This is a genomic window from Streptacidiphilus jeojiense, from assembly GCF_000719095.1.
GTDB lineage: Bacteria > Actinomycetota > Actinomycetes > Streptomycetales > Streptomycetaceae > Streptacidiphilus > Streptacidiphilus jeojiensis.
The window spans coordinates 1-25,194 of the sequence record NZ_JOEH01000041.1 but is presented as its reverse complement, the minus strand read 5'-3'; the positions used below and the strand labels follow the sequence as shown (position 1 = coordinate 25,194).

The following is a 25,194-nucleotide window of genomic DNA, read 5'->3' as shown; positions in this document are numbered from 1 at the left end:
TTTACCAGGGGGTGGTTCGGTCGTTGCCATCGATTGGGTACGGTCGACCGGTGCACAACGATCTCCGTACCGCGGCCGTGCTGTGTACCGTCGCGCTCACTGCCGGACTGGTTTCCCTCGCCCCCGCCTCGGCGACGCCCTCGCCCACCGCGAGCGGCACCGTCACGCCGAGACCGCCGGCCAGGATGTCCACGGTCGGCGGCGAGCGGCTGGGACTGTCCGGGGTCCAGGTGCAGCTCCGGGCTGGCGCGCCGGCGCTGCCGGCCAAGCTGAGCGCGCTGTCCTGGATCGTCTCCGACACCACGACCGGCCTGGTGCTGGCGGCGAAGAACGCGCACTGGGCACTGCCGCCGGCGAGCACCCTGAAGACGCTGTTCGCGGACACCGTGCTGCCGAAGATCCCGACCAGGGCCACCCACAAGGTGACCGACGCGGACCTGGCCGGGATGGGTGAGGGCAGCAGCCTGGTCGGCGTGCTGCCCGGCCAGACCTACAAGGTGTCCGACCTGTGGCTCGGCGTCTTCCTGCGCTCCGGCAACGACGCCGTCCATGTGCTCGCCTCGATGAACGGCGGGGTGGCCGCGACGGTGGCCCAGATGCAGGCCCAGGCGGTGAAGCTGGGCGCCGGCGACACCCATGTGGTCTCCCCCGACGGGTACGACATGCCGGGGCAGGTCTCCTCGGCGTACGACCTCAGCCTGTTCGCGCGGGACGGGATGAAGAACGCCGACTTCGCCCGGTACGCCGGGACCTGGAAGGCGGAGTTCCCGGGCGGGCCGAACACCAAGGGCAAGCCGTTCGAGATCGACAACACCGACCGGATGCTGATGGGCATCGACGGCGTCCCCCGCTACGACGGCCTGATCGGCGTCAAGAACGGCTACACCACCAATGCCGGCAACACCCTGGTGGTGGCGGCCAGGCGGGGCGGCCGCACCATTATGGCGACGCTGATGAACCCTCAGGACCACGCCCTGAACGCGGTCTACACCGAGGCCGCCGAACTGCTCGACTGGGGCTTCGCCGCGGACGGCAAGGTCACCCCGGTCGGCAGCCTGGACGCGGCGTCCCCGAAGCCCTCGGCGGCTGCGAAGACCGGGTCCGGCGGTGACTCCGTGACGGCGCCGTCCAAGGCCGCGACGGCGCCGGTCGCCGCCGCGAGTTCCGCCGGGTTCGGCGGGATGGGGTGGGCGGGGGCGTCCGGAGCCGGGCTGGTGGCGGTCGCCGTCGCGGCGGGCGGCGCACTGCTGATGCGGCGGCGGCGCTACGCCGCCAAGCGGCGGCGTAGGGCGTTGCCGAGGGTGTAGGTGCCGCGAGTGCAGGTTCCGGCGGATTCTCGACAGCGGCGCGAGGCGTCAGTTGGGGTCGTTCGCGGCGTCGGAGTCGGCGGCGGCCGCCGCGCTCTGGGCGGCGTCGACCTGCTGCTGCATCTGCTGGACAGTACTGCTGGAGATCCCCGAGGGCGTGGTCGACGGCGCGGCGGTACCGCCCGCCGCCGGCGTGTGCGAGCACGCCCCCAGCGCGAGCACCGCGACCACCATTGCCGGCCAGACCAGGTGACGGCGCGTCATTCCGCACCGCCGAGGCCGTTGGCGGAGCACCAGGTCTCCACGCCCTTCAGGTCGCCCTGACGGGTGGTGAGCGTGCCGACCATGGACTGACGGGCGGTCAGCCGGTCGTTGAGGTAGGTCTCGACGGCGGTGTTCCCGGCCGCCTTGGCGATGTCCACCCGCTTCTGCAGCCGCGCGATGGAGCCCCGCTCGGTGGCGGGTCCGTGCAGCCGGGCCAGCGCGCGGGTGATCCGGGCGTCGACCTTGGGGGCGCGGGCGCAGACGGCCTTCGCCTCGCGCTGGGCGGGGGTCTTCGTGGTCGCGGCGGACGGGGCGCCGGCGCTCGGCGCGGCGGCCGCCGAGGCCGGGGTGCCCGCGCCGATCAGCGCTCCGGTGAGGGCGATCCCGGCGAAGGCCGAGGTGAGGGTCGCACGGCGGGTGGGCATGGCAGGTCTCCTCCACAACGTCGGGGCGCGGGTGACGCCCCGTCTGCGGGGAGCGTAGGAAGCATCCTTGTGGAAACGTTGTGGTCCGACTGAGCCGCTGTCAGCTGTCAGCTGTCGGCGCTGAGCCAGTCCCTGCGCAGCTGGAGCGTGGGCGCGGAGGCGGCCAGCGGAAGGACGACCTCGGCCAGCGCGCCGGTCCCCGACGGCGGCTCGGTGAAGCGGACCGTGCCCCGGTGCAGGGTGATCTGCTGGGCGACCAGGGTCAGTCCGAGTCCGGAGCCGGGGCTGCCCGGGTCGCGCCGGAACCGTTCGAACACCGAGTCGCGGCGGTCCCTCGGGATGCCCGGACCGTGGTCGGCGACGGTCAGCACCGCGTCGGCGCCGTTCCGGCCCAGCGCCAGCTCGATCACGGCCGTGCCGTCCGCCGACCTTCCGTGCACCAGGGCGTTGGCCAGCAGGTTGTCCACCGCCATCCGCAACCCTGGCTCCCAGCCGTGCAGCCGCAGCGCCCCGGACGAGGAGCGGACGGTGATCCGGGCCCGCTGGTCGCGCCGGCGTGCCTCGGCCGCCGCCGACTCCACCAGGTCCAGCAGGTCCACCGGGCCGAAGGCGTCCTGCTCGACCAGGTCGCCCTGGGCCAGCGCGCGCAAGGCGGTGAGCGTGCCCAGCAGCCGGGCGTGCTCGGACTGCAGGTCGGCCAGGATCTCGGCGCGGTCCTCGGCGGCCAGCCCGGGGTGCTCGGTGAGGACGTCCAGATTGGTGCGCATGCTCATCAGCGGGGTGCGCAGCTCGTGCGAGGCGGAGGCGGCGAAGGCCCGCGCCGTCGCCAGCGCCTCCGCGGTGCGGGCCGCCTGCTCGTCGTAGCGCGCGAGAACCGACTGAAGGGTGCCGGCCAGCTCGTCCACCTCGACCACTCCGGTGGGCCGGTCGCTGAGGCGCGGCCGGGTCGCCGGGTCGTCCGGGTCGAGACCTCCGGTCCGGCGCCGCAGCAGCCGCAGCGGGCGGGCCGCGCGCTCGGCGACCAGAAAGGCGAGCAGTCCGCCGAGCGGCGCGGCGACCAGCGCGACCAGGACGATACGGCCGCGTACGGTCCGGACCTCGTGCTGCACGGCGGAGGCCCGGGCGAAGAGCCACAGGGTGCCGCCGGGCTGGGCCGCGCCGGTGGGGATCGGCTGCGCCAGCGCGCGCCAGGCGGTGCCGTCGGCGCCGGTGACGGTCTGCGGGCCGCCGGTGCCGGCCGGGAGCGGTACCGCCTGGTCGGGCTGGGCGCCCTGACTGTCCAGCACGGTGCCGTCGGCGGCCGTCAGCCGTACCCCGACGTCCAGTGCGGCCGCGCCGAGCCGGCCCTGCTGGTTGACCTCCTGCCGCAGCCGTCCGGCGGCCGCGGCCCGCAGTTCGGTGCGTGCGTACGGGAGCGCGGCCGCGGCCCGGTCCCGCAGCTGCCCGTCCTGTCCGGCCCGCAGGTCCCGGCCCACCAGGCCGAGCAGCAGCAGACCCGCGAGCAGCACCAGCACCGGCACGATCACCGCGGTGACCAGCGCGATCCTGGTGGCGAGCCTCATGAGGGATCCTCCGGCCGCAGCACGAAGCCGACGCCGCGGACGGTCCGCACCAGCCGCGGGCGGCCGCCGGCCTCCAGCTTGCGGCGCAGATAGCTGACGAAGGTGTCGACCACATCGGTGCGGACCTCGAAGTCGTAGCCCCAGACCCGCTCCAGCAGCTGATCCCGGGTCAGCACCAGGCCGGCGTTCCGCGCCAGCACCTCCAGCAGGTCGAACTCACGGCGGGTCAGCTCCACCGGGTCGCCGAGGTAGCGCGCCTCCCTGGTGGAGGGATCCACCGTGAGCCCGCCCACCGTCAGCCGGTCGGTGCCGCGCGGCGGCCGGCGGCGCAGCAGCGCGTGCAGCCGCAGCACCAGTTCCTGCAGCGCGAAGGGCTTCACCAGGTAGTCGTCGGCCCCGGCCTGCAGCCCGGCCAGCCGGTCCTCCAGCTGGTCCAGTGCCGACAGCATCAGCACCGGCGTCTCGTCGCCCCGTCCGCGCAGCCTGCGGCAGACCTCGGTACCCGGCAGGTCGGGCATGGAGACGTCCAGCACCAGCACGTCCGGCGGCGCCTGCGCCAGCGCCTGCAGCGCGGCGCGACCGCCCTCGGCCAGGGCCACCGCGAAGCCGTTCAGCCGCAGCCCGCGCTCCAGCGACCGCCTGATCGCGGCGTCGTCGTCCACCACCAGTACCCTGCCGTGCCGCAGCTCCACCACCACGGACCACCGCCTCCCCGCTCGTGCTCGCGCTCGCGGGAAGCAACCCTGCCAGACCGAGCGGTCAGCGGCTGCGGCGGACCTGGAACCGGCGCCGCAGCCGACGCAGGGCCGAACCGCTCGCCGCGCCCAGGCCGAAGGCGGTGGCCAGGGCCGCCGGACGGGAGCGCGGCGGCGCTGCCGACGTCTCGGCCGGCGCGGAAGGTTCGCCGAGCGGATCGCCAGCCGGGTCGCCGGGCGTCCCGGTGCCGCCCGCTTCGGTCCAGGCTTCTGCTGCTCGGGCGCGGGCGCGGGACCGGGCGGCCTCCGGGTCGTCGGTGGCGGTCCAGGCGACGCAGAAGAAGAGCCAGCGGAAGATGAAGTTGATCCACAGCAGCAGCGCCACCGGGGTGCCGAAGGCGCCGTACATGCTCTTGGCGGCGACATTGCTGAGGTAGGCCGTGAGCAGCTGCTTCAGCAGTTCGAAGCCGACCGCGCCGAGCAGCGCGCCCTCGACGACGGTGCGTCGGCGCTGGTCGCCGATCCGCGGCAGGCCGACCAGCAGGTAGGCGAACATCAGGGTGTCGGCGCCCACCGCGATCACGAAGCTCGCCGCCGACAGCAGCCACCGGCCCCAGGACTGGTGGTCGACGCCGAGCCAGCCGGCCAGCCGTCCGGTCAGCGCCGAGGTCGCCGCGGAGGCGGCGATGGACACCGCGGCGACCGCGCCAAGGCCGATCAGCACCCCGACGTCCAGGGCCTTGCGCAGCACCGCGTTGCCCGGCTCGATCGGCAGCCGCCACACCGTGCGGATGGACACCCGGGTGGTGTCGACCCAGCCCAGGCCGGAGACCAGCAGCAGCGCCCCGCCGATCACCCCCACCGTCCCGGCGTTGCGGACCAGCGAGTCCAGGTCCAGCGAGTCCGCCAGTGAGGGCAGCTGCCGGGTGATGGCGTCCTGGATGCTCTGCACCCGGCCGCTGCTGAGGGTGGCCGCCGCGATCGCCATGGCCACGGTGAGCAGCGGGAACAGGGCCAGGAAGCCGAAGAAGGTGACCGCGCCGGCGAGCCGGTTCGAGCCGACCTCGTTGACGTGCTCGAAGACCAGGTAGGGACGGCTCCGCAACACCCGCGCGGCGAGCGGTCCGAGCACCGGCAGCCGGGTCAGCCAGTCCATGGCGTCAGCGGTCCTGACGGCCGGTCAGACGGCGAGCCGGCGGTACACCGGACGCGGCAGGTGCCGCACCCCGGACATCACCACCCGGAGCGCCCCGGGCGCCCACACCGTCTCGCTGCCGCGCTGCAGTCCGACCAGGATCGCCTCGGCGACCGCCTCCGGGGTGGTGGCCATCGGCGCCTCCGGCCGGCCCTCGGTCATCCGGCCCCTGACGAAGCCGGGGCGGACCACCATCACGTGCACCCCGGTGCCCTGCAGCGAGTCGCCGAGGCCCTGGGCGAAGGCGTCAAGACCGGCCTTGGTGGAGCCGTAGATGAAGTTGGCCCGGCGGGCCCGCTCCCCCGCGACCGAGGACAGCACGATCAGCGAGCCGTGGCCCTGGCGGCGCAGCGCCTGCGCGCTGACCAGTGCGGAGGTGACCGCGCCCAGGTAGTTGACCTGGCCGACGGCGGCGGCGGCCATCGGGTCCTGCTCGTCCTTCAGCTGGTCGCCGAGGACGCCGAAGGCGAGCAGCACGGCGTCGATGTCGCCCTCGGCGAAGACCTTGCCCAGCACCGTCTCATGGGTGTCCAGGGCGGCGGCGTCGAAGTCGTGGACGCTGACCTCGGCGCCCATCGCGGTGAGTTCGGCGGCGGCGGCGGTGAGCGCCGGCGAGGGGCGCCCGGCGAGGTGGACCCGCCGGGTGCGGCCCTGGACCAGCCGGCGGGCGGTGGCCAGGCCGATCTCGGAGGAGCCGCCGAGCAGCAGCAGGGACTGGGGCTGGCCCAGGGCGTTCTTCATGGTCGGGTCACCTTCTGGGTTCTGCAGTCCTACAGACTGAGGCGGCGGGCGAGGTCGGAGGTGAAGCGGTTCCCGGGGTCGATCCGGGCCCGCAGGGCGCGGAAGTCGTCCAGCCTGGGGTACATCGGCGCCAGGGCGTCCGGCCGCAGCCGGGAGTCCTTGGCGAGGTAGACCCGGCCGCCGGCGGCCAGCACCTCCTGGTCCAGGCCGTCCAGCAGCCGGCCGAGTCCGGGCAGCCCGGCGGGGATGTCCAGGGCCAGGGTCCAGCCCGGGGACGGGAAGGACAGCCAGCCGGGGTCGCCCTCGCCGAAGCGCTTGAGCACCGCGAGGAAGGCCGGGCAGCGGTGCCGGGCGATGGTCTCGACGATCCGCCGCAGCGCGGCCTCCTCGCCGTAGGGGACCACGAACTGGTACTGCAGGAAGCCGCCCGGGCCGTAGATCCGGTTCCACTCGGGCAGCCCGTCGAGGGGGTGGAAGAAGGTGGGGATGGACTGCAGCTGTCCACGCCGTTCGCGCGGCGCCCGGCGGTACCAGAACTCGTTGAAGGCACCGACGGTGGCCGCGCTCAGCAGCCCGCCGGGGATGCCGCGCGGCACTGCGGGGAGGCCGGCGGTGCGGAAACCGAGCGGCGAGCGCAGCTGCCGCGGGCCGAGCTGGTCCAACGGGGCGTGGTCGCCCCGGGTGAGCACCGCGCGGCCCAGCGAGGCGCCCCGGGCCAGCAGGTCGATCCAGGCGACCGAGTAGCGGTAGCGGTGGTCGGTGGCGTCCAGACGGGCCATCAGATCGTCGAGGTCGACCGCCCGTTCGGTGTCCACGCTGATCAACGAGGTCTGCACGGCCAGCAGTTGGATCTGCGCCGAGAGCACCACCCCGGTCAGCCCCATGCCGCCGGCGGTGGCCCAGAACAGCTCGGGGTCGTCGGCCGGGGTGAGCGTGCGCACCCGGCCGTCCGCGGTGAGCAGCTCCAGCGACCGGACGTGGCGGCTGAAACCGCCGCTGACATGGTGGTTCTTGCCGTGGACGTCGGCGCCGATCGCGCCGCCCACGGTGACCTGCCGGGTTCCGGGGGTGACCGGGACGAACCAGCCCAGCGGCAGCAGCAGTCGCATCAGCCGGTCCAGGCTGACGCCCGACTCGCAGTCGACGATCCCGCGCCGCGCGTCGATGGAGCGGATCGCGCTGAGCGCGGTCATGTCCAGGACCGAGCCGCCGGCGTTCTGCGCGGCGTCCCCGTAGGAGCGCCCGAGCCCGCGTGCGACCACCCCGCGCTCCCCCGCCGCCCGCAGCGCGGCGACGACCGCCTCGGTGGTGGCCGGGGAGGTCACCCGGGCGCCGGTGGGCGCGGTACGGCCCCAGCCGGAGAGGGCGACCAGTACCTCGGACGGCGGTGCCGCTGGCAACGGTGCGTCGGACGGCGGTGCGTCAGGTCCTTGCATGGGCAAGAACGTACCGCCCCTTTCGGTTGATACCGACCACATTCGTGACTTCTCACCGCATCGGGTGGTTAGCGGGGAGGCAGAAGCAGACCGACCGGAAGAGAACCACCATGGCCCTCTGGGACAACCCGCCCTCCGGCGGCCCCGACCTGCGCACCGTGCTGGCCGCCCGGCGACTCGCCGAACGGCCCGCCGTCGCCGCCGCGGGCCGCGCTCTCTCCTGGTCCGGCGAGCACGGCGCGGTCTGGCTGGTCGCCGGGCTGACCGGGGCGGCGCTGGACCGCGAACGGCGCGGCGTCTGGCTGCGGTCCACGGCCGTGGTCGCCGGGGCGCACCTGGCCAGCATGGGGGTGAAGCGGCTGGTCCGCCGCCCGCGCCCGGAGCTGCCGGACGGCCTGGAGCCGCTGGCGGCCACCGCCGGGCAGCACAGCTTCCCCAGCTCGCACGCCACCTCGTCGGCGGCCGCGGTGATCGCCTTCCAGGGGCTGCTGCCCACGGCGCCGACCGCGCTGCTGGCCTCGGCGGTGTGTGCGGCGCGGCTCGCCGTCGGGGTGCACTATCCGTCAGACGTGCTGGCCGGGGCGGGACTCGGCGCCGGCGCGGCGGCCCTCGGCCGACGCTGGGCGCGGGCGACCCGCTGACGGCCCTTTCGGCTCCGGTGGCTCCGCCGGCTCCGTTGCCTCCGTTACGACGGTCCCCGCTGCCGGGCGGCGGGGACCGCGTCCGCTGCCGCGCCGATCAGCTCCGCTGTCCGGCCGCGACCTCGTCCCCGCGGCGCGCCTGCGCGGCCAGCAGCTCGTCGACGCCGGCGCTCTGACCCGCCGTGATGACCTCCTGGGCGTGCGGGGTCAGCCTGGCCACGTACTGGTAGCCGAACATCGTGGGCCGCAGCCTGACCAGCCCCCGGGACAGCGCCGAGGCCGCCCCGGCCGCCGCGCCCGAACCGGCGAGCTGCACGAACGGGGACCCGGTGGAGCGCAGTTCGAGGAGGTCGTAGCCGGCGTTGCGGATCATCCGGCGCAGGCTGGCCCGGGAGAAGAAGCGCAGGTGCGTCTCGTCGAGGATGCCCCGGCGGTCGTAGTCGAACACGCCGAGGGCGACCCGGAGCCGTGAGTACCAGTGCCCGAAGTTGGGGACCGAGAGCACCAGTTCGCCGCCCGGACGCAGTACCTGCTGGACCTGGCGCAGCAGTTGCTCGGGGTTGACCAGGTGCTCGACCACGTCCCCGGCGACCACCAGGTCGAACGGACCGGTGAGGCCGGGCGGCAGCCCCTGGTTGAGGTCGGCCAGCAGGAACCGGTCGGTGCGCTCGCGGACGCCCGGCACCTCGATGTAGTCGACGCCGGTGACCGTGTGGCCCTGCTTGCGCACCTGCTCGGCGAAGAGCCCGCCGGAGCAGCCGAGGTCCAGCACGTTCATCGGCGCCAGCCCGGACAGCATCGCCAGGATCTCCGCGTGCGAGGAACCGTCCCCGGCCTTGAAGGCGTACTCCTCGGCCTTGGGCACCCAGGGGCAGCTGCCGAAGCCCTTCATCGCGAGCCGGTACTCCAGCACGTCCTTGACCACGTCCTTGGCGTACTTGAGGCCGTTGACGTAGCAGATCTCGTCCCCGTAGTAGGTGGGGATCGGCACCTCCACGATGCGCTTCCCGGCGTCGATCAGCTGCACGATGATCTGGGTGTCGAAGTCGAAGGCGTCCGTGTTGCGGTCGATCAGCAGGTCCCGCAGCGCGTCGACCCGATAGGCGCGGTAGCCGGAGTGGAACTCCGTCAGCGAGGTGCCCAGCAGGGAGTTCTCGATCTTCGTCAGCACCCGGTTGCCGAGCCACTTGTACGCGGGCATTCCACCGCGCCTGGCCCCGCCCGAGTCCATCATCCGGGAGCCGAACACCGCGTTCTGGTTGCCGCCGTAGCCCAGGTTCTTGGTGTGCCGCATGACCACGGTGGGCGGCGCGTCCTCCTGCTGGGACCAGCGCCAGCCGGCCAGGAAGGTGGCGTCGTGGCTGGCGTCGTCCATCACCAGGATCTCGGCGATACGGGCCCGAAACTCCGCCGGGATGCGTTGGAGCGTCTTCGCCAGGGTGTTCTCCGCATTGTAGGCGACGACCAGGACGCCGATTCTCGGAGCGGTTGGGCGAGTGGGCTGCGGCATGGGATTCTCCAGCTGCGGACGGCGAATTGAACAGGGGCCAGGAATTGGGGAATCCGCACAGCGTATCGACGCCGCCGTGACGGCGACTCCGCCCAATCGCCGGGGAACGTCATACTTATCCGCCCTGCCTGCGCCTTCGCCCTTCGGCCCGTTCCACAGCGTCACCCCAACGACTGACGGCGGGTCCGCACATTCGGGTGGCGTCGCGGCGGAGCGCGCAACCCCGTGCGGTACCGGGCAGTTCACCGGGTCGAGGTGGTCCCCGCCCGTCGCTGAAAGGTCTCCGCCCCCATGCCCAGAACCATCTGCCGACTGACCGCCGCGGTGCGCGCCGCTTGGCGGCGCGGTGCGCTCTGGCCGTGGTGCCTGGCCGCGGTCGCGACCTGCTGCGGCTGCGCCGTGGCCGTCGTCTTCCACCCCGGATACCTCAGCGCGGACAGCGCCTACCAGCTGTCGCAGGCGCTCGGGAACCAGCCGGTGAGCGACTGGCACCCGCCGGTGCTGGCCCTGCTGTGGCGGATCCTGATCCGCACCACAGGGTCCCTCGCGGCCATGGCCGACCTGCAGACCGCCGTGCTCTGGGGATCGCTGTGGGTCCTGGCCCGGCTGGTCTGGAAGGGGACCGGCAGTCGCGGCCTCTCGCTGGCGGTGCTCGCCGTCGGCCTGGCGCCGCAGATCATGAACTTCACCGGCGTGGTGTGGAAGGACGTGCACCTGGCGTACGCGCTCCTGGCCGCCCTCGCCATCGCGCTCACCGCGCGCGAGCTGCCGGAGGGCCGGACCGGGACCCGCTGGGCCCTGGTGGTGCTCGGCGTGCTGTTCATCGTCTACGCCGGCCTGGTCCGGAAGAACGGGTTCCCCGCCGTGCTCCCGGTCTTCGCGCTGCTGGTGCCGGCGGCGTGGCCGGCCCCGGGCCGCCGCCGCTGGCTGGTCGCCACCGGGGTCCTCCTCGTGGTCACCGTCGCCGGCAGCCTCGGGGTGTCCGCGGCCACCCACCCGCTGGCCACCAAGGTGTACGCGGTGATCCCGGTGGACGACCTGGTCCATGTGCTCACCCCGGCCCAGGTGCGCGCCGCCGCCGAACAGGCCGGCGGGAGCGCGGACTTCCGCGACCGGATGGTCGCCGCCGACATCGACTGCCGGAGGCGCCACATCACCTCCGACGCGTACCTGGAGTGCTATCCGCGCAAGGGTCCCTTCGACCTGATGGAACTGAGCCGGAACGCCGGCGTGCTGGTCCGGATGGAGGCCCAGCAGATGCCGAAGCACTGGCGGGGGTACCTCGCCTACCGGGTCCAGGTCTTCAGCAAGCTGCTCTTCCAGAGCAACCAGACCTTCTGGAACGGCACCCCGCACAACAGCCTGCTGCCCGCGATCGCGGAGCGGACACCGCCCAACCAGACGCTGCGGGCCGCCCTGCAGAACTACGTGACCGGTTCGGTCCGCGACCTGCCGATGCTGTTCCAGGGCTGGTTCTGGCTGGCCGTCTCGCTGGTGCTGGTGCTGCGCCGCAGTTGGCCCGGCCGCCACCGCAGGGAGCTGCGGCTGATCGGGGCCAGCTCGCTGGTGTACATCCTCGCCTACCTGCCCACGGCGCCCGAGTCCAACTTCCGCTACCTGTACTGGCCCGCGCTCTCCGGGACCGTCGCCCTGGTGCTGGTCGCGAGCGGCTACGCGGAGCGGCGGCGCACCCGCGCCGACCACGCCTCGGCGGGACCGGAGATCCGGGCCGCCGTACCGTCGCCCACCCCGGCGGAGGTCGGGGCGGGCTGATGACCCGTCACCCGAACTGATGGTCCGTCCGCCGGGAACGGTGCCGGAGCGCCGACCGGGTCGTTGGTCCTGGACATGAACTTTCTGAGGTCGCACCCGCTGCGGCTGGCCCGGGGCGCGGCCGTCGCCGTCGCGCTGACCGCCTTCCTGCTGAAACTGGACATCGCGGCGCACACCGTCGGCTCCGCCGACGCGCAGTTCTTCCACGGATTCAGCAAGGCGATCGTCCGGGTGGGCCCCTACCGGGTCTACGGCACACGACTTCCGCACGGCCTCCCCGTCTACAACCACCCTCCGTTGACCGGCTGGGTCCTGCTGCTGCTGGGACATCTGACCCGGCACGGCATCGCCTTCACCACACTGATCCGGATCCCGCCCTGCGTCGGCGACCTCTGCTCCGCCGTCGTGGTCTTCGAGCTGGTACGGCGGCGGCAGCGGCTGCTGACCGCGCTGGGCTGCTCGGTGGCGGTCTCCGCCAGCCCGGTGCTGGTCACCGTGTCCGCCTACCACGGCAACACCGACTCACTGTGCGTCATGTTCGCGCTGGCCTCGGTACTGCTGCTGGCCGACCTCGGTTCGCCGGTCTGGGCCGGGGTCGCTGCGGCGCTGGCGGTCAGCGTCAAGCTCCCGCCGGTGGTCGCCCTGCCGCTGCTGCTGGTGGGGGCTTTCAGGATCGGTCCGGGCACCGCGCGGCGCTTCCTGGCCGGCCTGCTGGCCACCCTGGCCGTGCTGTGGGGGCCGGCGCTGGTGCTGGCACCGCGCGGGCTGCTGCGCAACGTGCTGGAGTACCAGGGCGGCGGCGACCGGCAGTGGGGCCTGCTGCAGGCCGGGCACTGGCTCGGGGTACCGAAGCCGGTGCTGGACTTCCTCTACGGCAGCGGCCATCTGCCGGTGGTCGCGCTGGTCATGGCGTTCGGCGCGGGGCTGGCCTGGAAGCGCCCCGGGGAGCTGCCGGCGATCACCGGGCTCACCGTCTCCGCGCTGCTGTTCCTGTCGACGGCCAGCGGCGTGCAGTACCTGGCCTGGGCCGCACCCGCGATGCTGGTGGTCGGCCTGTGGCCGGGGCTCTGGTACAACGCCCTCGGCGGTTCGCTGCTGGTGCTGATCTACACCCGCTGGAGCGGGGGCTTCCCCTGGTACCGGGTCCATGTCACCCGGTGGAGCGACGGCGAGCTGTTCCTCGGACTGCTCACCTGGGCCGTGCTCGGGCTGGGGATCGGCTACGGGGCCTGGCAGGTGTGGCAGGCCCGGAGCACGGTGCTGCCACAGCCCAGGCCGGACGCCGGGGCGGGTGCGCCGATGCCCGAACCGGAGCACACCGCTCAACTTCGGTGAGCGACAGAACGGCTCAGCCGAGGGTCAGCATCCGGTCGACCGCGCGGCGGGCGCCCTCGGCGTCGAGGGCGCCGCAGTGGGCCTCGCGGAAGCCGGCGTAGCGCTCGGCGTGGGCGGCGGCCACCGCGTCCAGGTCCAACACGGCCTGCACCAGCGCGTCCTGGGTCTCCAGCAGCGGGCCCGGGGCGTGCCGGGGCAGGTCGATCTCCAGGCCGCGGACCGAGTCCCGGTACTGGTCCAGGTCCGGGGTGAAGAACAGCACCGGCCTCCCGGTCCGGCAGAAGTCGACCGCCAGCGACGAGTAGTCGGTGACCAGGACGTCGGCGACCAGCAGCAGTTCCAGCGCGTCCGGGTACCCGCTGACGTCGGTGACCGCTCCGCCGATCGGGAACGAGGCGACGGTGTCGGGGTGACGGCGCACCAGCACCCGGTGGCCGTCGCCGAGGGACTCGGCGAACCCGGTCAGGTCCAGGCCCGGGGCGAAGTCGTAGCGCGGCGGCCGTCCGGAGACCGCCCGGTGGTCCCGGAAGGTGGGCGCGAACAGCACCGTCCGCCGGTCCTCGGGCAGGTCAAGCCGGTGCCGCAGCGCCTCGGCGAGCTTCTCCCGGTCCTCGGCGTGCAGCAGGTCGGTGCGCGGGGAGCAGTCGCTCAGGATCTCGCCCCGGTAGTCCCAGGCCCGGCCCAGGGCGGCCGCGCCGGACCGGTTCGGCGCCAGCAGCAGGCTCCACTGCGCCGCCTGCTCGGCGAGGTCCGCCAGCCGGCTGTGGTCGGCGTAGACCGAACCCCGCAGCTGCAGACCGGTGCGCTTGACCGGGACCCCGGTGCCGCACTGCACCACGGTCTGGCCCTCCCGGCGTCGGAACCAGGGCGGGAGCTGGGTATTGGTGACCAGGTAGCGGCAGGTGGCCAGCGCCTCGTGCCACTGCGGCCCGCCCAGTGCGACGGCCCGGGCCGACGGCGGCAGCACCACCTGCTCGTCGTCCACCGTCCACAGGTGCTGCAGTTCGCGGCCCCGGCCCAGCAGTTCCTCGTGGACGGCGCGCGGCGCGTCCCCGTACTGCCGCCCGTCGAAGCTGCTGTAGAGCACCGCCTCGCGCAGCGGCAGCCGGCGCGCGGCGGGGTAGGCCTGCCGGGCCAGCTGCCGGGCCCGGTACGGGCTCTGCCCCTCGAAGCCGGGCGCGGCACCGGAGTTCAGCACGAACATGTCCCGGTAGCAGGCGATCACCGCGAACGGCCGCCCGGCCGCGCCGGGCCGGTCCAGCGGGAGGGCGGTCTGGACGGCGGTCGCCAGCCGCAGCGACAGCTCGCCGTCCCTGCTGTCAGCTCCGGGCCGGCGCAGGAAGCCGTACCAGTGGCCCTCGCGCAGCGGGTGCGCACCGCCGAGCCCGGGGTGGGCGGCCGGGTCCAGGGAGGCGGTGAAGCTCCCGTCCGTGTGCTCCAGCGGGGCGGAGACCTCCTGGTGCAGCCCGCTGTGACGCAGCACCAGCTCCATCGGCCCGGCGTCCCCGGGCAGCGTTCCAGCGATCTCCAGCCGCCCCTCGGGCGTCCAGGCGATCCGGTCGGCGGTGGGGCGCCGGGTCCGCTCCAGCACCAACTGGCCCTCGGTGCCCGCGAGGAGCCGCAGTTCGTCGCCGAGTCGCGGGTCCGGTCCGGCCGGCCCCGGCGGCAGCGGGTAGCTGCGGGCCGGCAGCTCCGGCAGGGCCGTGACGACCAGCTGCGCCCCGTCCTCGGTGACCAGCCGGGACCACCATCCGTCGACCGACCTCGGTGCCAGCTCGCGCGGGCCGTCCTCGGTCGCCGGAGGGACCGCGGCGATCGCGTCCAGTGGCAGGGCCGCCGTGAAGGGACGCCACCCGGCCTCCGCCTCCCCGCTCACGACCGGTGCCTCCACCTGCTCCGAGGAGTTCTTCTGATGGACGGTCAGGCTGACCGGCCGGTGCTGCCCGCGGACCCGGCCGGTGATCTCCAGGCGGCCGTCCACCAGCCGGTGGCCGTCGATCCTGGCCTGGACCTCCTCGACCCTGAGCGTCAGCGCGCCCTTGTCGAAGCCGATCCGCAGCAGGGTGTCCGGGTCCAGCGGCCGGATCCGGGTGAAGTCGGTGTTGCCTCCGGCCGCCCGCAGCGGTGAGTGCCGCAGCAGCCCGGGACGGCCCAGCACGATCCGCAGCATCCAGGTCCCGGCCCGCCAACGGCCGCCGCGCTTGAGCCGCTCCGGGTCGACGGAGAGCAGGAAGCCGGCGCCGCCGTGGTCGTGGAGCTCCTGCCGGGAGCCCCGTCCGGCGGCCACCGACAGCCGAGCGCGCAGCGGGAGCAGCGTCCGGCGCCGGTCCGGCCCGGTCAGCACAGCGGTGCGGAGCGAACCGAGCGCGGAGCCGGCCGGAAGGTTGTCGACGTAGGCGCAGCCGTGCAGTTCCAGCCGGCCCTCGGGCGTCCAGCGCACCTCCTCCAGCCGCGCCTGCAGCGGCAGTTCGTCGGGGCGCAGGGCCGCTGCCCGGGCCGGGAGCGCGATCGGCTCGCCCGAACCGGTGCGGTAGACCGCCCTGCGCCGGACCGTCCCGGCGACCTCGAAGCCGTTGCGGCTGCGCTGCTCCAGCAGCATCAGGTCGAGCAGTTCCGCCGTCCTGCGGCCGCGGATCAGCTCCCACTTGGCCCGCAGGTCGACCGGCAGCCCGTCGAAGGCCTCCGGATCCAGCCGTTCGGCGAAGGCCGCGGCGCCCTCCACCACCGCGTCCCGGTACTCCTCGCCGGCCTGCGGGAAGGCGTCCATCAGGAAGCGGAAGTCGTAGGAGAGGGTCTGCTGCTCGAAGGCCCGCTGGTGGCCCGGGGAGCGCTCGGCGAGGAAGCGGCTGGTGCGGTTGACCGCCTCGATGCGGTCCCTGGCGCCCTGCGCCTCGGCCGAGCGCTGGGTGATGGAGCCGCTCCTGATCCGCCAGTAGTAGACGTGCCGGTGCACCACGTCCACCGCCTCCGCCAGGAAGTGCGCGGGCACGGTCAGCGAGATGTCCTCGTAGAGGACCCCCTCCGGGAAGGCCAGCCGGTGCCGGTCCCAGAACTCCCGGCGGAACAGCTTGTTGCAGGCGATCCGGTCGGTGAGCAGCCACGGCTCCCGGCTGACGTGGGTGCCCAGCACCGTCTTCCGCAGATTCGCGTGCTGGTGGTTCTGCACCCGCCGGTCCGCCTGCAGCCGGTACACGTTGCCGGTCGCCAGGTCGGAGCCGCTCTGCTCCAGCGCCTCGTACAGGTACTGGTACGCGCCCCTGGGCAGGACGTCGTCGCTGTCGACGAAGCCCAGGTACCTGCTGTCCGGATGGACCGAGCGGACGCCCAGGTTGCGGGCGCTGCCGAGGCCGCCGTTCTCCTTGCGCACCAGCCGGAACCGCGGGTCGGCGGCCGCGTACCGCTCGGCGATCGCGGTGCTGCCGTCGGTGGAGCCGTCGTCCACCAGCACCACCTCGAGGTCGGCCATGGTCTGGGCGGCGATCGAGTCCAGGCAGTCCGCGAGGTAGTCCCGCACATTGAAGACGGGCACGATGACGCTGAGTTGGGGTGACATGGCGGCAACCTGTTCCGGGCGGGGCGGGAACCCGGGGAATCCCCGGTTGGACCTCCAACCCGGGCGCCCGGAAGAAGGTCACCCGCCCTCGCCCGTTCAGGTGAATCCGGGCCCACCGCATGGACGGCGCAGCGGACTTGACAGATTGTTACCAGATCACTACGTTCCGCTGTCGATGCAGGCCGTGACGCCACCCACCGGCCCAGCCGTGCCCCGCCTGGCCCTCGACACGACGGAATCCCATGCCCCGCTTCAGCATCATCGTCCCGGCCCGCAATGCCCAACGGCACCTCAGGACCTGTCTGGAGTCCGTGCTCTCGCAGTCCTTCGGCGAAGTGCAGCTGATCGTGGTGGACGCCGGTTCGACCGACCACACCGCGGCCATCGCCACCGAGTTCACCCGGCTGGACCCCCGGGTGCTGCTGCTGACGTCCCGTCGGACCGGTGACGAGGACGCCGCGCTGCGCCTGGGCGCGGACCGGGCCTCGGGCGAGTACCTGCTGCTGCTGTCCGCCGACGACGTGCTCACCCCGCACGCCCTGGAGGTGCTGGACCGCGCCCTCACCGCCGCGAAGGACCCGCAGGTGCTGGTGTTCGCGCACCGGACGGACGACTGGCAGGGGCGGCCGCAGCAGCTCAGGGGCGTGGTGCCGCCGAGCCGGTCGGACGACGGCGGGACCGCGGGACCGGCCGCCCGGCCGGCCCTGCTGCGGCTGCCGCCGCTGCGCGCCAACCGGGTGCTGCGCCGGGACTTCTGCGCCCCCAACGGACCCGGCCCGTTCCCCGGCGCCGACCCGGAACCGGTCTTCGCCTACCGCTCGCTGCTGGACGCCGAGACCGTCGCCACCACCCCCGAGCTGTGCCTGGTGCGCCGGGTGCAGCGGGACCCGCGGGTCCCGGCCACCGAGCGCCGCTGCGACCCGGCGTCGCTGAAGGGCTTCGAGGAACTGCTCACCCGGGTCCAGGGCGACCCGGCGCTGGCCCGGCTGGTCCTGGAGCGGATGGTGCGCACCGTGCTGGACGAGCTGGCCCGCCCCGGCTCCGCGTCCCGCTCCGAGACCGCCGCCTTCTTCCGGGCCGCCGCCGACAGCTGCGCCCGCTGGCGCCGCTTCACCGCCGGCGGGCTGCCGGGCCTCGGCGGCCTGCGGGCCCGTGGCGTGCTGACCGGTTCACGCCCGGCGTTCCTGGCCGGCCAGGCGCTCGACCGCGCCCGGAAGCGCCTGCTGGAGAGCCGCGAGCGGATCGGCCGACGGGCCACCGGCCAGGCGGTCAAGGTCGCCCGGCGGGTCGGCGGGATGCTGCCGATCCGCCGCGACCTGGCCCTGTACTGCTCCTACTGGGGCGCCTCCACCGGCAGCAACCCGGGCGCGATCCACGCCCGGGCCAGGCAGCTCGCGCCCGGCGTGCGGGGCGTGTGGGTGCTGACCCAGAAGGGCGCCGAGACGGTGCCCCCGGGCACCGACCACGTCCTGCTGCGGTCCCCGAAGTTCTGGTGGTACGTCACCAGGGCCGGCTGGCTGGTGACCAACTCGGGCCTGGGCCTGGTCCACCCCAAGCGCCCCGGGCAGCGCTTCCTGATGACCCATCACGGGACGCCGCTGAAGAAGATGGGCCTGGACCAGCTGGACCACCCGGCCTGCTCCGCCAAGGTCAACTGGAACCGACTGATGGGCATGGTCGGCCAGTGGGACTTCAGCCTGTCCTCCAACCGGCACTCCACCGAGGTGTGGGACCGGGTCTTCCCCGGCACCTTCGAGAGCCTGGAGGCCGGCTATCCGCGCAACGACGTGCTGGCCACCGCCGACGCCGCCGAGGTGCTGCGGGTCAGGGCGGAGCTGGGCATCCCGGCCGGCACCACGGCGATCCTCTACGCGCCCACGCACCGGGACCACCAGCGGGAGTTCCGGCTGCAGCTGGACCTCGCCAGGCTCTGCCGGGCCCTGGGCGAGGGCTTCACCCTGCTGGTGCGGGCGCACTACTTCTACGGCGAGGACGCCGTGCTCAGCGACCTGCAGCGGCGCGGACTGGTGCGCGACGTGTCGCTGCACCCCTGCGTGGAGGAGCTGATGCTGGCCGCCGACGCCCTGGTCACCGACTACTCGTCGATCCTCTTCGACTACGCCGACCTGGACCGGCCGATCGTCGTGCACGCCCCGGACTGGGAGGTGTACCGGGAGACCCGCGGGGTCTACTTCGACCTGCTGTCCGGCCGCCCCGGGGAGACCCCGGGCCTGGTCACCGCGGACGAGGACACCCTGGCGCACGCCTTCCGCTCCGGCGCCTGGGACAGCGGGCACTCGGCCGGCCTGCGCGCGGCGTTCCGCGAGCGCTTCTGCACCCACGACGACGGCCTGGCCGCGGAGCGGGTGGTCCGCACCCTGTTCCTGGGCGGGCAGGAGGTCCCCCCGGTGCTCCCGCTCGCGGGCCGGGCGCACGCCCCCTCCCCCCGGGAGGCGCAGCGGCTGGTCGCCGAGGAGGCCGCGGTGATCGGCCGGCAGGGCGACCGCTCCGGCGCCGCCGCCATGGACGCCAGGACGGACACCAGGGCCCATCAGTGAGCATGCCGTGAAGAACCTGTCCATATGCAGTGGATCGGGGGTAGGGTCGCGCGGCAGGGAAGCCGTACCACCCGAGCAGCCACCCCCACCTCTCGGAGTCTCCAGAGTGTCCTCTGCCACCGCACCCTCCCCCGCTGTGCCCTCCCAGACCGCGCAGCCCAAGGCGCCCCGCCCGGAACGGCTGGACGACATACCCGGCTGGTTCTTCGCCAACGACCGCGTCCTCTTCGACTGGTTCCTCGGCGACTTCCAGCGGGAGGTCCACGGCGACCTGCTCGAACTCGGCGTATACCTGGGGAAGAGCGCCGTCCTGCTGGGCCACTACCTGCACCCCGACGAGAAGTTGACGGTCTGTGACCTCTTCGACTCGGAGGTCGCGGACGACGAGGCCAACGGCGCCGAAGTGGCCGACTTCTACCAGTCCACGCTCAGCAGGGTCCGCTTCGAGCAGAACTACCTGGCGTTCCACGACACGCTGCCGGAGATCATCCAGGCCCCGACCTCGGCACTGGCCGACGGCCGGGTCCCGGCCGGCAGTTGCCGGTTCGTGCACGTGGACGCCTCGCACCTGTACGAGCACGTGGTCGGCGACATCCAGGTGGCCAGGGAGGTCCTGCTGCCGGACGGCGTGGTCGTGCTCGACGACTACCGCACCGAGCACACCCCCGGGGTGGCCGCCGCCGTCTGGCAGGCCGTGCTGGACCACGGGCTGCATCCGATCTGCGTCTCCCCGCAGAAGTTCTACGGCACCTGGGGCGACCCCGAGCCGGCCAGGACGGCGCTGCGGAGCGCGCTGGCGCAGTGGCCGGACCGCGGATCGGCCGACCACAGCCTCGCCGGCGAGGACTTCATCCAGATGTGGGGGAAGGGCGAGCCGCCGGCCTTCCCGCTGTCCCGGTTCCACGGCGAGGCGCAGGCGGCCGCGCGGACCGGGGAGCAGCGGGGCGACGCCGCCCGGGCACCGCAGTCCTCGGCCCGGCTGAAGCGGCTGGCCGCGGACTGGCTCCCGCCGGTGGTCACCCGGGCCGTGGTCCGCCGCCGCCGGCGCAGCGGCTGACGGACCGGACGTCCCGGATCACGGACCCATGGAGCACGGCTCTCAGCCGTGCTCCAGCATCCGGTCGACCACCCGCGCCGCGGCCCGGCCGTCGTCCAGATCGCAGAAGCACTCGCGGAACGCCCGGTACGCCTCGGCGTGGTCGGCGGTGGCCGCCTCGGGGTCGCGCAGCGCCTGCACCAGCGCGGCCGTGTCGCGGAGCAGCGGCCCCGGGGCGGTGGCCTCGAAGTCGAAGCAGAACCCGCGCAGGGTGTCCCGGTAGTGCTCCAGGTCGTGGACGTGGAACAGGATCGGACGGCCGGTCTGGGCGAAGTCGAACATCAGTGAGGAGTAGTCGGTCACCAGGACGTCGCTGACGAGCATCAGCTCGGCGACGTCCTGGTAGCGGGAGACGTCCAGCACGAAGCCGTCGTGCCCGCCCGGCAGCCGGTCGGTGACCAGGTAGTGGCGGCGCAGCAGGACCACGGTGCTGTCCCCGAGGGCCTTCCCGGCCTCCGCGAGGTCGAACTGCATGTCGAGCTCGTAGCGTCCGCCGCCGCGGCGCCGGTCGTCGCGCCAGGTGGGCGCGTACAGCACGACCCGCTTCCCCTCGGGGATCCCCAGCTCCGCCTTGACCTGGGCGGCGATCTTGGACCGGTCGGCGCCGTGGAAGCGGTCGCTGCGCGGGTAGCCGCTCTCCAGCACCTCGCCCCGGTAGCCGAAGGAGCGCTTGAGGTGCGGGGTGCTGAAGCGGTTGGGGGTGAGCAGCACGCTCCACTGCCGGGAGCGCGCCGGGATGGAGGCTATGTACTCGGCGTTGGCCTCAGCGGTGCCGGCCAGGTCCATGCCGATGCGCTTCAGCGGGGTGCCGTGCCAGGTCTGCACCACGAACTGGCCCTCCCGGCGCTCGAACCACTCCGGCAGCTGGGTGTTGGTGACGATGTGGCTGGACCGGGCCAGCGCCTCGTGCCAGGCGGCGCTGCCGTGCGGCACGGTGCCGACGGTCTCGGGGACCTTGGCCTGACCGTCCCTGACCGCCCAGACGTGCTCCAGGGCGGCGCCCCGGTCACGCAGTTCCTCGTGGACCGCCCGGGGCGAGTCGGAGTACTGCCGGCCGTCGAAGCTGCTGTAGAGCACGGCGGGCAGCAGCGGCCGGGTGCGGTCGGCCCGGTAGCGGGCCTGGAGCTGTTCGGCGTTGTAGCCGCCGCGCTCGTCCTGGGCCAGCACGGATCCCGAGACCAGCAGCAGTTGGTCGTGGAAGCGGCGCTGCAGGGTGAACACCCGGCCGTCGGGGGCGGTGCGGGCCGCGGGGACCGAGGGGTGCTGCGCCGGGGCGAGGCGCAGGGCGTGCAGCGGGGCGGTCCCGTCCCCGTCCTTCTCGCGGAGGAAGAAGTACCAGTTGCCCTCGCCGAGCGGGAAGGAGCCGCCCGCGCTCGCGATGTCGTCGGGCCGCAGCCGGCCGTGGATCCGGTCGCCGTCGCGGACCACCGGGAAGGCGACCTCCTCCCGGCTTCCGCTGTGCTGGGCGATCAGCTCCAACGGCTGGTCCAGGAGCGAGCCGAAGCGTCCGTCCAGCAGCACCTCGCCGTCCTCGCTCCAGCGCGCCGAGTCGACGGAGACCCGCGGCTCCTGGTCGCACAGCAGCAGGTCGCCGAAGGGGCCGGTGGTGATGCACAGCTCGCGGCGGCCCCCGGTCCCGGGGACCGGGTGGCGACTGTGGGGCGCCACCCCGGTGGCGTCGATCGGCAGGTCGGGACCGTTGGCGCCGACCAGCCGGACGCCGTACTGCTCCTGGGCGGTCCGCTCCGCCTCGGCCGGCGCCTGGAACGCGCTCAACGGGAGCTCGACGGTGAAGGCGGTCCCGTCGGACTCCACCGGGAAGCTGAGGTCGGCGGCGCCCCGGGGCCGGTTGACCCGCAGTTCCAGCGGACCCTTCAGCGCGGGGTCCAGCACCGTACCCCGGAGCAGAATCGTTTCTTCTGATTCCTGCAGCCCGTCCAGGACCACCCCCGGACGCTCCGCGTGCAGCACCAGCGAGCCCCGCTCGAAGACCGGCACCACCCGGGTCCCGTCGTCCAGCCGGTAGGGCGCCGGGGCTGCTGGCGCCTCGGCGGTGCCGACCCCGCCGTGCCGCAGCAGCCCGGGGACGGCGATCGCCAGCGACAGCCGCCAGCTGGTCCGCGCGGCGTCGCCGAACAGCTGCCGCGGATCGACCACGGCCTCGAACCCGGACCGGTCGTAGCTGTGCCGCCGCTGCTTGGAGCGGATGGTCGCCTCCGGCTCCGGCACCGTCCGCAGTCTTACCTTCAGCAGCCGGGTGCGGCCGCTGCGCAGCCAGGCGCCCCTGACCTCACCGCCGCGGGATCCGGCCGGCAGGTCGCGGAGATAGGCGTATCCGCGCAGCCGCAGCTTCCCGTCCTGCCAGTCCGCAGCCAGCAACTGGGCGTTGAGGGGCGGCAGACCGGCCCTCAGGAGACGGCGCGCCACACGTCGGGGCAGCGCTCGCGCCTGGGCCGGGATGCGGCGGGCGCTGTCCAGGACAGGCCCGCGGCGGTGATCGTCTCCATCGGGAAGCATCCCGGGAAAGTATCAGAGATTCTTACCCAGTACATGTGCCGTACATATGAAGTCCATGTAGTGGCCGATCTACAGCTCCTCGGGCCTCGGTGCGGTGGTCCGCTCCGCCAGTGGGACCACCGGCAGCGGGGTGGCCTCGCCCAGGAAGACGGTCCGGACCACCCGCTCCGCCGCCCGGCCGTCGTCGAAGGCGCAGAAGCGCTCACGGAAGGCGCCACGCAGCTCGTCGTTGGCGCCGGAGCGCCACTCCCCGGAGCGGAGCAGCTCGGTCAGCTCCTGCTCGGTGCCCGCGGTGGCGCCGGGGGTCTGTCCGGGGCGGCCCGAGAAGAGGTCCAGATAGGTGCCCCTGGTCTGCCGGTAGACCTCGCGGTCGTCGGCGAAGAGGATGATCGGCCGGTCCAGGTTGGCGTAGTCGACCATCAGCGACGAGTAGTCGGTGATCAGCGCGTCGGCGGCGAGGGCCAGCCGCTCCACCGAGGGGTACGCGGTCACGTCGATCACCCCGGGTGCCTCGACCGGCTCGTGCTCCGACAAGAAGTGCGCCCGGTACAGCAGCACGTGGTCCGGCCCCAGCGCACGGACCAGCCCGGCCGGGTCGAGTCCGGGCCGGTAGCTGGCGCGGTACTCGCGCGTGGTCGGCGCGTACAGCAGCACCGTCTGACCGGGCTTGACGCCGAGCTCCTCGCGGGCGGCCAGCACCTCGGCGGCGCCGGCCGTGGCGTAGACGTCGTTGCGCGGGTAGCCGTACTCCAGGGTCCGGTAGTCCGAGGGGTAGACCCGCTCCCACACCTGCGAGGAGTAGTGGTTGGCGCTGAGGCTGTAGTCCCAGTCGTCGACCCGTCGCAGCATCTCGTTGAAGCGGAGCGAGGAGCCGGCGGCCGGGTAGTCGCGCAGGTCGGTGCCCATCCGCTTGACCGGGGTGCCGCAGTGGGTCTGCAGGTAGACCATGCCCTGGCGCTTGGGCGCGCTGTCGTCGAAGGGCACGTTGCTGACCGACCAGGTCGCTCGGGAGGCCGCCTCCCGGTACTCGCGGGAGCCGGGCGACACCACGGCCAGCCCCTCGGGGACGTCCTCGCGGTACTCCGGATCGACCACCCAGACCGCCTTGATCCCCGGGGCCAGCTCCCGCAGCTTGGCCTGGATCGCCGCCGGGTTGCAGGCCGGCGGCCGGTACCCGTGGGAGGAGAACAGGGCCAGCTGCCGATCCAGCGGCAGCCTCCGCTGGGCGGCCTGATAGGTCGTCAGCAGGCCCTGGGCCACTGCCCGACCGGCCTTCGGGCCGACCTCGTTCACGGTCCGGCCCGCGGTCCTGGCCAGCCGGCCCAGCGGACCGTGCCTCCAGTCGCCGGCCACGGTCCGGGCCGGGGCGCCCTCCGGCCGGTGCCGGCTCTCGGCCTCGGCGGCGCGCTCGTGGAACTCCCTGCGCGCCTCGGCCGGCACCCGGTCCGGGTGGTTGCCGACGGTGCGCAGGTGGTCGACCATCCGGGCGTGCAGCAGCGGCAGCCAGCGGTGCAGCTCGGGACGCTCCTGGACGTAGTCGAACACCAGGTCGTACTGGGCGAAGATGTCGAAGTGCCTGCGGCTGACCGTGGCCAGGATGTTGCCGCCCTGCCGGCGCTGCCGGTAGTGGACCACCACCCGGTCGAGCGTGGCGATGGTGGCCGCCGTCAGCATCACCGGATAGGTCCAGGGGGTGTCCTCGTAGTACCCGGCCGGGAAGCGGAAGGCGTTCCGCTCGACGAAGTCCCTGCGGTAGGCCTTGTTCCAGACCACCATCAGCAGGTTGAGGACGTCCTCGCGCTCCGCGGCGGTGAAGACGTCGGCCCGGTCCTGACCGGTCCGGAACGCTCCGGCCGCACCGTCGCGGCTGCGCACCGCGCGGCCGTCCCAGTAGGTGCGGGCGTAGTCGTACACCAGTACCTCGGGCTCGCCGGTGGCGTCGAGCCGGTCGGCAATCGCCCGGAGCGACCCCTCGGTGAAGGTGTCGTCGCCGTCGAGGAAGATCAGGTACTCGCCGCCGGCCGCCTCGATCCCGGCGTTCCTGGCCCGGCCCAGGCCCACGTTCTCGGGCAGGTGCAGCACCCGGACCCGCTCGTCCCGGGCCGCGTAGCCGTCGAGGATCTCGCCGCAGCCGTCCGGCGAGCGGTCGTCGACACCGATCAGCTCGAAGTCCCGGTAGGACTGTTCGAGGACGGAGTCCAGGCAGGCGCCGAGGTAGGACTGGACCTGGTAGGCGGGCACGATGATGCTGAACCGGGGCATGGTGGACCACAGTAGCGTTCACCCCCCGGAACCGTCTCTGATCAGCCGTGGACCGGCTTGTCGGGCCCTTCGCGACGGGGTGACGGCTTACCGTTTTCTTGGGCCCGTCCACCCCGACGGCGGGTGCCGTTCACCATCCGGACAGATAGGGTGAAGGGCCATAGGTGGATACGATCAGCTGTCAAACACATCCACCGCGCCCCCAGTCGCAGAAAGGCCCGCCGCACCTCATGGCCCCCCGCCTCTCCGTGGTCGTCCCGATCTACAACGTCGAGCTCTACCTGGAGGAGTGCCTGGCGTCCCTGGCCGCCCAGACCTTCGACG

Annotated in this window: 18 protein-coding genes; 7 read left to right on the top strand and 11 right to left on the bottom strand. The window is 73.5% G+C overall.

Translation table 11 applies throughout. From position 1 onward, the window contains the following. Positions 1 to 50: 50 nt before the first annotated feature. Positions 51 to 1,307 (top strand): D-alanyl-D-alanine carboxypeptidase family protein, encoded by a 1,257-nt coding sequence (locus tag IF29_RS0137350; RefSeq protein WP_157624130.1) that lies wholly within the window; start codon positions 51 to 53, stop codon positions 1,305 to 1,307. 48 nt (positions 1,308 to 1,355) lie between these two features. Here the strand turns inward: IF29_RS0137350 and IF29_RS0137345 are convergent, their stop codons facing one another. From IF29_RS0137345 to IF29_RS0137315, 7 genes are all read right to left on the bottom strand, one after another. Next, positions 1,356 to 1,571, bottom strand: coding sequence for a hypothetical protein (locus IF29_RS0137345; protein ID WP_157624129.1), 216 nt, complete (start codon positions 1,569 to 1,571; stop codon positions 1,356 to 1,358). Next, positions 1,568 to 1,996, bottom strand: coding sequence for a hypothetical protein (locus IF29_RS0137340; protein ID WP_030265398.1), 429 nt, complete (start codon positions 1,994 to 1,996; stop codon positions 1,568 to 1,570). Before IF29_RS0137340 ends, IF29_RS0137345 begins: the two co-directional genes overlap by 4 nt. A 107-nt stretch (positions 1,997 to 2,103) precedes the next feature. Further along, positions 2,104 to 3,558 carry a sensor histidine kinase gene (locus IF29_RS0137335; protein WP_030265394.1) on the bottom strand — a complete coding sequence of 485 codons (1,455 nt, stop codon included), beginning with the start codon at positions 3,556 to 3,558 and terminating at the stop codon, positions 2,104 to 2,106. Next, on the bottom strand, positions 3,555 to 4,256 hold the full coding sequence (locus IF29_RS0137330; protein WP_037598165.1) for a response regulator transcription factor: 702 nt from the start codon (positions 4,254 to 4,256) through the stop codon (positions 3,555 to 3,557). Before IF29_RS0137330 ends, IF29_RS0137335 begins: the two co-directional genes overlap by 4 nt. A gap of 61 nt (positions 4,257 to 4,317) precedes the next feature. Next, positions 4,318 to 5,409: a YihY/virulence factor BrkB family protein gene (locus tag IF29_RS0137325; RefSeq protein WP_063757703.1), complete on the bottom strand. Its 1,092-nt coding sequence runs from the start codon at positions 5,407 to 5,409 to the stop codon at positions 4,318 to 4,320. 24 nt (positions 5,410 to 5,433) lie between these two features. Next, positions 5,434 to 6,189: a decaprenylphospho-beta-D-erythro-pentofuranosid-2-ulose 2-reductase gene (locus IF29_RS0137320; RefSeq protein WP_030265386.1), complete on the bottom strand. Its 756-nt coding sequence runs from the start codon at positions 6,187 to 6,189 to the stop codon at positions 5,434 to 5,436. 29 nt (positions 6,190 to 6,218) lie between these two features. After that, positions 6,219 to 7,625 (bottom strand): decaprenylphosphoryl-beta-D-ribose oxidase, encoded by a 1,407-nt coding sequence (locus IF29_RS0137315; RefSeq protein ID WP_051726539.1) that lies wholly within the window; start codon positions 7,623 to 7,625, stop codon positions 6,219 to 6,221. 110 nt (positions 7,626 to 7,735) lie between these two features. Here IF29_RS0137315 and IF29_RS0137310 point away from each other — a divergent pair, with 110 nt between their 5' ends. After that, the gene (locus IF29_RS0137310; protein ID WP_051726538.1) at positions 7,736 to 8,266 is read left to right on the top strand and encodes a phosphatase PAP2 family protein; all 531 of its coding nucleotides are present in this window, start codon (positions 7,736 to 7,738) and stop codon (positions 8,264 to 8,266) included. Positions 8,267 to 8,363: 97 nt separating this feature from the next. On the opposite strand, the gene IF29_RS0137305 is transcribed toward IF29_RS0137310, so the two are convergent. Beyond that, entirely contained in the window at positions 8,364 to 9,776 is a 1,413-nt protein-coding gene (locus IF29_RS0137305) for a bifunctional glycosyltransferase/class I SAM-dependent methyltransferase (protein WP_051726537.1), read from the bottom strand. A gap of 291 nt (positions 9,777 to 10,067) precedes the next feature. Here IF29_RS0137305 and IF29_RS0137300 point away from each other — a divergent pair, with 291 nt between their 5' ends. Then, complete coding sequence (locus tag IF29_RS0137300; protein WP_051726536.1) at positions 10,068 to 11,549, top strand: hypothetical protein; 1,482 nt, start codon at positions 10,068 to 10,070, stop codon at positions 11,547 to 11,549. A 75-nt stretch (positions 11,550 to 11,624) separates the two neighbouring features. Then, a complete protein-coding gene (locus IF29_RS0137295; RefSeq protein ID WP_063757707.1) occupies positions 11,625 to 12,884 on the top strand; it encodes a hypothetical protein in 1,260 nt (419 codons plus the stop codon). A 13-nt stretch (positions 12,885 to 12,897) separates the two neighbouring features. Here the strand turns inward: IF29_RS0137295 and IF29_RS0137290 are convergent, their stop codons facing one another. Further along, entirely contained in the window at positions 12,898 to 16,437 is a 3,540-nt protein-coding gene (locus tag IF29_RS0137290) for a bifunctional glycosyltransferase/CDP-glycerol:glycerophosphate glycerophosphotransferase (protein ID WP_030265372.1), read from the bottom strand. A 242-nt stretch (positions 16,438 to 16,679) separates the two neighbouring features. On the opposite strand from IF29_RS0137290, the gene IF29_RS0137285 reads away from it, so the two are divergent. Together IF29_RS0137285 and IF29_RS0137280 are read left to right on the top strand one after the other, a co-directional pair. After that, entirely contained in the window at positions 16,680 to 18,995 is a 2,316-nt protein-coding gene (locus IF29_RS0137285) for a bifunctional glycosyltransferase/CDP-glycerol:glycerophosphate glycerophosphotransferase (protein ID WP_051726534.1), read from the top strand. 136 nt (positions 18,996 to 19,131) lie between these two features. Next, on the top strand, positions 19,132 to 20,052 hold the full coding sequence (locus tag IF29_RS0137280; protein WP_030265366.1) for a class I SAM-dependent methyltransferase: 921 nt from the start codon (positions 19,132 to 19,134) through the stop codon (positions 20,050 to 20,052). Positions 20,053 to 20,094: 42 nt separating this feature from the next. Here IF29_RS0137280 and IF29_RS0137275 read toward each other — a convergent pair whose 3' ends face one another. Both IF29_RS0137275 and IF29_RS0137270 read right to left on the bottom strand, forming a co-directional pair. Continuing rightward, positions 20,095 to 22,518, bottom strand: a complete 2,424-nt coding sequence (locus IF29_RS0137275; protein ID WP_157624128.1) for a CDP-glycerol glycerophosphotransferase family protein — start codon at positions 22,516 to 22,518, stop codon at positions 20,095 to 20,097. A 159-nt stretch (positions 22,519 to 22,677) separates the two neighbouring features. Beyond that, on the bottom strand, positions 22,678 to 24,870 hold the full coding sequence (locus IF29_RS0137270) for a bifunctional glycosyltransferase/CDP-glycerol:glycerophosphate glycerophosphotransferase (RefSeq protein WP_030265361.1): 2,193 nt from the start codon (positions 24,868 to 24,870) through the stop codon (positions 22,678 to 22,680). A gap of 230 nt (positions 24,871 to 25,100) precedes the next feature. Here IF29_RS0137270 and IF29_RS49130 point away from each other — a divergent pair. Continuing rightward, positions 25,101 to 25,194, top strand: a 94-nt coding sequence (locus tag IF29_RS49130; RefSeq protein ID WP_157624127.1) for a glycosyltransferase, incomplete at its 3' end; no start/stop codon positions are given.